The organism is Labilibaculum sp. (assembly GCF_041595635.1).
Classification (GTDB): Bacteria; Bacteroidota; Bacteroidia; order Bacteroidales; family Marinifilaceae; genus Labilibaculum.
Map to the genome: position 1 here is coordinate 158,375 of NZ_JBFHJW010000001.1, position 8,781 is coordinate 167,155.

At 38.7% G+C, this 8,781-nt stretch carries 5 protein-coding genes; 4 read left to right on the forward strand and 1 reads right to left on the reverse strand.

The genetic code is table 11. The features are described from left to right. Positions 1 to 28: 28 nt before the first annotated feature. A complete protein-coding gene (locus tag ABYT26_RS00700; protein ID WP_372750953.1) occupies positions 29 to 2,533 on the forward strand; it encodes an endonuclease MutS2 in 2,505 nt (834 codons plus the stop codon). Between the two features lie 119 nt (positions 2,534 to 2,652). On the opposite strand, the gene ABYT26_RS00705 is transcribed toward ABYT26_RS00700, so the two are convergent. After that, positions 2,653 to 3,831: a nucleoside recognition domain-containing protein gene (locus tag ABYT26_RS00705; protein WP_372750954.1), complete on the reverse strand. Its 1,179-nt coding sequence runs from the start codon at positions 3,829 to 3,831 to the stop codon at positions 2,653 to 2,655. A 236-nt stretch (positions 3,832 to 4,067) separates the two neighbouring features. Here ABYT26_RS00705 and recQ point away from each other — a divergent pair, with 236 nt between their 5' ends. The 3 genes from recQ to ABYT26_RS00720 all read left to right on the forward strand — a co-directional run. Further along, positions 4,068 to 6,182: a DNA helicase RecQ gene (gene recQ / locus ABYT26_RS00710; RefSeq protein ID WP_372750955.1), complete on the forward strand. Its 2,115-nt coding sequence runs from the start codon at positions 4,068 to 4,070 to the stop codon at positions 6,180 to 6,182. A gap of 152 nt (positions 6,183 to 6,334) precedes the next feature. Beyond that, positions 6,335 to 8,452 (forward strand): S9 family peptidase, encoded by a 2,118-nt coding sequence (locus ABYT26_RS00715; protein WP_372750956.1) that lies wholly within the window; start codon positions 6,335 to 6,337, stop codon positions 8,450 to 8,452. Positions 8,453 to 8,542: 90 nt separating this feature from the next. Then, a partial coding sequence (locus tag ABYT26_RS00720) for a LytR/AlgR family response regulator transcription factor (RefSeq protein WP_372750957.1) occupies positions 8,543 to 8,781 on the forward strand: 239 nt, incomplete at its 3' end.

Here is an 8,781-nt window from a genome sequence, read left to right on the forward strand (position 1 = left end):
CAGAATTCATTAAGATAGTAGGTAACTCGTGATATATCCAGATAATTTTGAGACAAAAATCCGCTTCGATAAAGTAAGGGAGTTGGTAAAGAAACAGTGTTTAAGTTCCTTGGGACGTGATTTGGTGGATGACATTCAGTTTTCTAGTTCTTTCAACATGATTAATCGTTTGGTGAATGAAACCAGCGAATTTAAGACCATTTGTCAGGATGAGGATAGCTTCCCTTTGGGGTATTTTATAGATGTACGTAATAGTTTGGAGAAGGCCAGGATTGAAGGAACTTATATGGAATTGGATGAGTTGTACAATCTGAAAAGGTCTTTGGAATCCATTTCTGCCATTTTACGCTTTTTTCAGGGCAAGGAAGAAAAGGAATATCCATACCTAAAACAGTTAACTGGAAATGTTCGGATGTATCCTTTTATATTTGAGCGTATTAATGCCATCATAACTAAAAATGGAAGAATAAAGGACAATGCGTCTCCTGCTTTGCAGCAAATTCGTAGTAGTTTGATTCAAAAGCAGTCGACAATTTCGAAACGCATGCAGGGCATGTTGCGGAATGCCCAAAAAGAGGGTTGGGTCGATCAGGATATTTCCCTTTCTGTGCGCGATGGACGAGTGGTGATTCCGATACCTTCGGCCTACAAAAGAAAAATTAACGGGATTGTGCACGATGAATCGGCTACCGGGAAAACCAGTTACATAGAGCCATCGGAAATTGTAGAAACCAACAATGAGATTCGTGAGTTAGAATACGCAGAGCGTCGAGAGATTATTAAAATACTTCAAGATTTTACCATTCAACTGCGTCCCTATATCGACGATTTGTTTCAGTCTTTTGAGTTTTTGGCTAAAATGGATTTTATTCGAGCAAAAGCCATGTTTGCTATTCAAGTGAAAGCTATTCTTCCTAAACGTGTGAAAACGCCTACTGCCTATTGGGAGAATGCGGTTCATCCATTACTTTATCTTACTCTTCAGAATGAGGGGCGTAAGGTGGAGCCTCTCAATATCGAAATTAACGATGAGCAAAGATTGGTGCTCATTTCGGGACCTAATGCTGGAGGTAAATCGGTTTGTTTGCAAAGTTTAGGATTGTTGCAATACATGTTTCAGTGTGGACTATTGGTATCTATGGACGAGGAATCGCAAATAGGAATTTTCGATAACATTTTTATGGATATGGGCGATGAACAATCCATTGAAAATGACTTGAGTACTTACAGTTCGCATTTGATGAATATGAAACATTTCCTTCGTCATGCGAATACCAACACCATGATTTTGATTGATGAGTTTGGTTCGGGAACAGAGCCTGCTTTGGGAGGAGCTATTGCCGAATCGATATTGGATAAGCTCAATCGAAAAAAAGTAAGAGGAGTTATTACTACTCACTATTCTGGCTTAAAGCACTTTGCATCCGAAGCCGAAGGAATTGAAAATGGAGCCATGCTTTACGATTCTCATCTTATGAGACCGCTTTTCCGTTTAGAAGTTGGAAAGCCAGGTTCATCTTTTGCTTTTGAAATTGCTCGTAAAATCGGTTTACCCGAAGAGATTTTGAAAGATGCGACAGATAAAATTGGGGAAGACCATATTAATTTCGACAAACATTTGCGTGATATTGTTCGCGATAAAAGATATTGGGAGAAGAAACGTGATAATATCCGCAAGAGCGATAAAAGGCTAAATACCTTGGTTGAGCAATATGATAAGGAATTAAAAGAGGCGAGTAAGCTTCGTAAGGAAATTATAGAAAAGGCCAAAGATGAGGCTGCTCAATTACTCAATAGAGCGAATAAATCCATAGAGAAAACCATTCGTGAAATTAAGGAGAACAAGGCCGAAAAAGAAAAAACTCGTGAAATCCGTAAAGAATTTCAATCTATAAAAGCGGAGTTGACAGAAGGAGAATTAAAGGAAGAGGCGCGTATTCAACGCAAAATCCAGAAGCTGAAAGATCGCGAGAATAAAGGGAAACCAAGAGAAAAAAAAGTCGATGTTACTAATGTTTCTTCACAAAAAACAGCGGTTAATTCTAAAGCTCAATTTAATCCAGATGTGATTGAAAAGGGTGATTTTGTGAAGCTTGATAATCAATCTTCAGTTGGAGAAGTGATTGAAATAAATAGCAAGACTGCAGTGGTTGCTTTTGGAAGTATTTTAACTTCAGTGAAGGTGAATCGATTGACTAAGGTAAGTCGCACACAAATGAAAAAAGAAGAGAAAACTTACAATAAAACCTCATCATTGATTCAGGAAAAAATATCCAAGCGAAAACTCAATTTTAGGGCTGATTTGGATGTGCGTGGAATGCGTGGGGAGGAAGCATTGCAGGTGGTTGTTGATCATGTGGATGAAATCATCATGCTGGATGTACGCGAATTTCGCATTTTACACGGAACCGGTAGCGGAATTCTTCGACAGCTTATACGGGAATATCTTCAAACGGTTGATTTGGTACAAAATTTTAGGGATGAGAAGATTCAAATGGGAGGAGCTGGAATAACTGTAGTTACTATGGAGTAAAATTCTGGCACATTTGTTTTTGAATCAAAAAATAAAAGGCGATTTAAAAAGAGTCATTTGCACATGCAAAATCATTCTATTTAAATCGTCTTTTTAGCAAATATCTTTGAACTGTTTTTTTACAGAAAGTTTGATACAAACACATAAATGTAGTGGGCAAAAGTTCCTGCCACAATGCCTCCAATGGTATGTGAAAGGAGTGCTTTCGAAGTAAGTTCACGATAGTTTAAAGTATCGAGCATGGCAGTGTGAGTACTTAAGTAACCACTCCAACACATACCCATAGCGGTAAATACGGCAATAACATTTCCATCGATAATCCCTTTGGTAATAAATGCTTTTACTAGAGATAGGGCAGCACCTACAGCTCCAAGTGAAGTAATTGGAAAGGCAATAAGTTCGGGATTTTCAAATCCAAATAAGCCTTCAAATAGCCACCAAATATATCCTGCTAATTCAGGAAGAAGAGGCACGCCTTCGTAGGCAATGCCCTGATATCCTAAACTGGCATCTTTGGGACCAAAAGTGAGCATCATCACCATGGTAGAAATGATCAAAACCCCGGGAATAATTGCAAGGCCTAAATCAACACCCGATTTGCCACCATCCAAAATAGAGTTTAGAAAGCGCAGAAAAATGCCTCCTTCTGATTTAAAATTGATCTTTTCGGCAGCTCCTTCGTAATCTTTGTTTTTTCGAGCAGGTATCTGACCTCTAATTAATCGTTGCATCAAGCGTGTTGATACAATAGCTCCCATCAAAGCACCGCTCAGTCCGACTAGGGCTGGAATAAATAAATTTTCTTCACTACCTGGGATTCGAAGGGTCGACATAAAGGTGATTACGATCAATCCCATACCAAAAGCAGTTCCAAAATTAGTCAAAGAAACCAGTTGGTAATTTTTAAAATACTTACTGAAGTTTTTATCTTTTGCCAGACTTATAATAGCTGGATTATCCGATAAAAAAGTCAAGACTCCTGCCAAGGCACCAACACCAGGCAAATTGAAAAGAGGTTTCATTAAAGGAGATAAAATTTTCTCCAAAAGACGAACAACTCCAAATTCAATAAGTAGTCTCCCAAGTGCTCCAGAAAGAACGGTAATTCCCATGATGTAAAAAACGGTGTTCATTAAAAGATCCCATGCAGTATTCATAATGGTATTAAGCATGTTGGCAACTCCCATGTTGTGTCCGATGTAGCCAAAGATCCCAAAAAAGGTGACAAGAAACATCACGGCTTCGTACCTTCTTTGTTTAAGGAAATCGGTTTCCTTAAACGATTTAATTGCGTTCATTTTGTTCGTTTGTTTTTGTTGTTGTATTTGCTGTAAAAATAATTTTTTGTTCTATTATCAATCTTGTTTTTTGCATGATCTTTATCAGCTTTGTGCCTTATTGAATATGTTGCAAAGACAGGTTTTGAAATGGTTTTGCTAGTTGAATGAATCTTGTCCATTTTTGCTAGTTGATAAAATCATTTTTTATCGAAGAACAATTGTGCTAGCTTTGTCCTCCCAATCAAAATGAATCCATGTCAACAGCCAAACGCGCACTAAAAAAATACTTCGGGTACGATCAGTTTAGACCTTTGCAGGAACAGGTAATTCAAGCCATCCTAAAAGGGGAAGATGCACTGGTAATAATGCCTACGGGTGGAGGAAAGTCCATTTGCTACCAAATTCCAGCTCTTATTATGGAGGGAGTGACAGTTGTGGTTTCGCCGCTGATTGCTCTCATGAAAGATCAGGTGGAAGGATTGCGTGCCAATGGAGTTGATGCTGATTTTTTAAACAGTTCTCAATCTGCAGCTCAGCAAGCTCTGGTAATCGAACGAATTGTGGGTGGAAGATTAAAATTGCTCTATGTTTCTCCAGAGAAATTAGTGAGTCAGGATTTTTATTATTTGCTCCTACAGTTGAAAGTAAATCTTTTTGCCATAGACGAGGCTCATTGTATTTCGGTTTGGGGGCACGATTTTAGACCCGAGTACACAAAAATGGCTTATCTGAAAAAGCAATTTCCACATGTTCCAGTGGTGGCTTTAACGGCTACAGCCGATAGCTTAACACAAAAGGACATCGCCAATCAGTTGGGTTTAACACATCCACAAAAATTCACCTCTTCTTTTGATCGTCCTAACTTAAGTCTGAATGTAGCACCCGGAAAAGACAAGTTCAAATCTATTCTTGGATTTATCCGTCAGCGGCCGCATCAATCTGGAATCATCTATTGTTTAAGTCGAAAGGCTACAGAAGGATTGTCGGAGAAACTTCAGAAAGCAGGAGTCAACGCTTCTTTTTATCATGCAGGCTTATCAGCAGAAGAGCGAGCTCGTCGTCAAGAGGATTTTATCAATGATGAGGTTCCTATTATTTGTGCGACCATTGCTTTTGGTATGGGAATAGATAAATCGAATGTGCGGTGGGTGATTCATTACAATCTGCCAAGAAATATAGAGTCTTACTATCAGGAAATCGGTCGAGCGGGTCGCGATGGCCTTCGCGCCGATACCCTACTATTCTATAGCTTTTCAGATGTGATTGTGCATCGTAAATTCATCGAGGAATCGGCACAAAAAGAGGTGTCTAATGCCAAATTGGAACGAATTCAGCAATTTTGTGATGCTCAGATTTGCCGGCGAAAGATCCTCTTGAGCTATTTTGGTGAGCATTTAGAGGAGAATTGTAATAATTGTGATGTGTGCAAAAACCCTCCTCGATCTTTCGACGGAACCATTATTGCTCAAAAGGCTTTTTCGGCCATTGTTCGTTTGCGCGAGCAAGTAGCAGCAGGTACTTTAATTGACGTTTTGCGTGGTTCCTCTCGACATGAGATTTTGAGCAGAGGCTATAATAAAATAAAAACCTATGGTGTTGGGAAAGATATTGCCTATCAAGATTGGCAGCAATATCTGCTTCAGCTACTAAACATGGGTTATATTTCGGTGGCTTATGACAATGGCAATGCCTTGCGATTAAGCGAACAGGGACGTGAAGTTCTTTTTGGCGAACGTTTGGTAAATTTGGTGCATCTGGCAAGTATGAAATCCGAACCAGAAATCAAGCCAATTGTAAAAACGAATAAGCAGGAGGCACGTGAAGGTTTGTTCGAAGCCTTGCGCAAATTGCGATTGCAGATTTCACGGGACGAAAACATTCCGCCATACTTGGTTTTTTCGGATGCTAGTTTGCAACAAATGGCGCAGGAAGAGCCTACTAGCGAGTTTGAAATGAAACTAATTTCAGGAGTTGGAGTTCGAAAGTATCAGCTATATGGCGATCTTTTTATCAATGAAATAATTGAATTTGCCAGTAAGAAAAATCAGGAGGCAAAGAAAAGTGGAGAATCTTTTTATCAAACTTACGAATACTACAAACAGGGTTTTTCTGTGGAAGAGATTGCTAGTATCAGAAAAATAAATCCAGTAACTATTTATTCACACTTGGCTTCATTGTACGAAAAAGGAGCAGATGTAGATCTTACTGAATATCTGAATCCTACTGAATTGGAACAGATCGAAGATGCTTATTATTCCTTAAATGAAAGTACAAATGTGAAAGATTTGTACCTGTTTTTAAAAGAAGAAGTGGAGTACTATAAAATTCGATTGGGAGTTTCTTACCTAAAAGTACTTTCATCTAGTTAATTGCCAATTTCATCGTTTCAATTCTATTTGCATCGAAAAAGTGAGTTGGCGCGAGTTATTTTTGTTAAATTAGTGGATGTTTTAAAATTGAAAACAGAACCAAAGACCGAAAGGTTGTATGGAATACTAATCACACCTGTAAATTTACTAGAATGAAATCTAAATTACTTGTTGGGCTTGTTATTAGCTCGTTTTTGGCGCTTTCGTGTGGTCAAAAAACAAACATGCCTCAACCACCAGTTGCAAAAAAAATAGCCAAAGAGCTTAGTATTCATGATGACACTCGAATCGACAATTATTATTGGATGAATCAGCGAGAGGATACGGCGGTTATCAATTATCTGAATGCTGAAAATAGTTATACCAATAGTATGATGAAGCATACCGAGGATTTTCAAACAAAATTATTTGATGAAATGATTGCGCGTATCAAAAAAACAGATGAATCGGTTCCCTATAAAACAAATGGCTTTTATTACTATAGTCGTACCGAAGGAGACGATGAATATCCTTTTTATTGTCGAAAAGAAGGAAGTTTAGATGCGAAAGAACAAATCATGCTGAACGTGCCCGAAATGGCTAAAGATTATAGCTACTATGCTATTGGAAGTTTTTCGGTGAGCGAAGACAATCAAATTTTAGCCTATTCTGAGGATACTTTGAGTCGCAGGAGATACAACATCAAGTTCAAAAGTTTGGTAGATGATAGTCAGTTTGATGATGAAATTGAAAATACAACAGGAGGCATTACTTGGGCGAACGATAATAAAACGGTTTTTTATACCGTAAAGCATCCCGAAACCCTTTTGCCCTACAAGGTGTTTAAGCACGTACTGGGGACTTCCGTAGATCAGGATGAGCTAGTCTATGAGGAGAAAGACAATACTTTTTATGCTTTCTGCTACAAAACAAAATCGAAAAAATACATTATCATTGGTTCCACCAGTACCCTTTCTTCCGAATATCGCTTTCTAGATGCCAGCAAACCAAATGGGGAATGGACGGTGTTTCAAGCTCGCGAAAAAGATTTGGAATATGGAATTGATCATTATCAAGGTGATTTTTACGTTCGAACCAATTATATGGCAAAAAACTTTCGTTTGATGAAAACACCTGTTGACAAAACAGGCAAAGAAAATTGGGAGGAAGTAATTGCCAATCGAGAGGATGTTTTCTTGAGTAATTTTGAAATTTTTGAGAACTACCTTGTGGTTGGAGAGCGTAAGAATGGTTTGAATCAATTGCGAATCAGAAACTGGAATACCAAGAATGAATATTACCTTGATTTTGGCGAGGAAACCTACGATGCATGGATTTCTGCAAATCCAGAATTTGAGACTGATGTTCTTCGTTACGGATATACATCATTAACAACACCTACCTCTACCATCGATTTTAATATGGGAACGCAGGAGAAAACTTTGCTAAAACAGCAGGAAGTTTTGGGCGATTTCAATAAAGAAAATTACGAGGCAAAACGCATTTGGGCTACTGCTAATGATGGAACAAAAGTACCGATTTCATTGGTGTACCGTAAAGATAAGTTTAAGAAAGGAAGCAATCCGTTATGGTTATCGGCTTATGGATCCTACGGAAGTAGCTCCGATGTTTATTTTAGTTCGGTTCGTTTAAGCTTGCTCGATCGTGGTTTTGTGGTGGCCACGGCTCATGTTCGTGGAGGACAGGAAATGGGTCGCTACTGGTACGAGGATGGAAAACTCTTGAAAAAGAAGAATACATTTACTGATTTTAACTCCTGTGCCGAATTCATGGTGGCTGAAGGATATGCAGCAAAAGACGAGGTGTTTGCCTGGGGCGGAAGTGCCGGAGGTCTGCTCATGGGAGCCATTAGCAACATGCGTCCAGATTTATACAAAGGCATTATAGCTGCTGTACCTTTCGTGGATGTGGTAACGACCATGTTAGATGAATCGATTCCTTTAACCACAGGCGAGTTTGATGAGTGGGGAAATCCGAAAGAGAAAGCGTATTACGATTATATGCTTTCCTATTCTCCATACGATAATGTGGAAGCGAAGGATTATCCTGCTATGTTGGTAACTACAGGATTGCACGATTCTCAGGTTCAATATTGGGAGCCTGCCAAGTGGGTGGCAAAATTGCGTGCCATGAAGACGGATAAAAACCCGTTACTTCTTAAAATAAACATGGATTTTGGCCATGGAGGAGCTTCCGGACGATTTGAACGTTATCACGAAGTAGCATTAGAATATGCTTTTGTACTTGATTTAGCCGGAATTAGTGAATAATACTGATATAAATGTTAAAAAGCACTCTCTTTGGGGTGCTTTTTTTTTATATTTAAAATCTCTTATAAAAGAAGATGAACCCTGTGACCCATGATAAAAACTCTAATTATAGATGATGAGGTGAAGAGTCAATCAACTCTGCATAAATTACTAGAAGAATATTGCTCAGAAGTAGAGGTAATCGGTTTTGCGCACAATGTGAAGTCTGGTATAGAAGCAATTAATTCACTGCAGCCTGATTTGGTATTTTTAGACATTTCTATGCCCGATGGAGATGGGTTCGAGGTGCTGGACAAAGTAGAAAATCGCAATTTTGAGGTGGTGTTTAC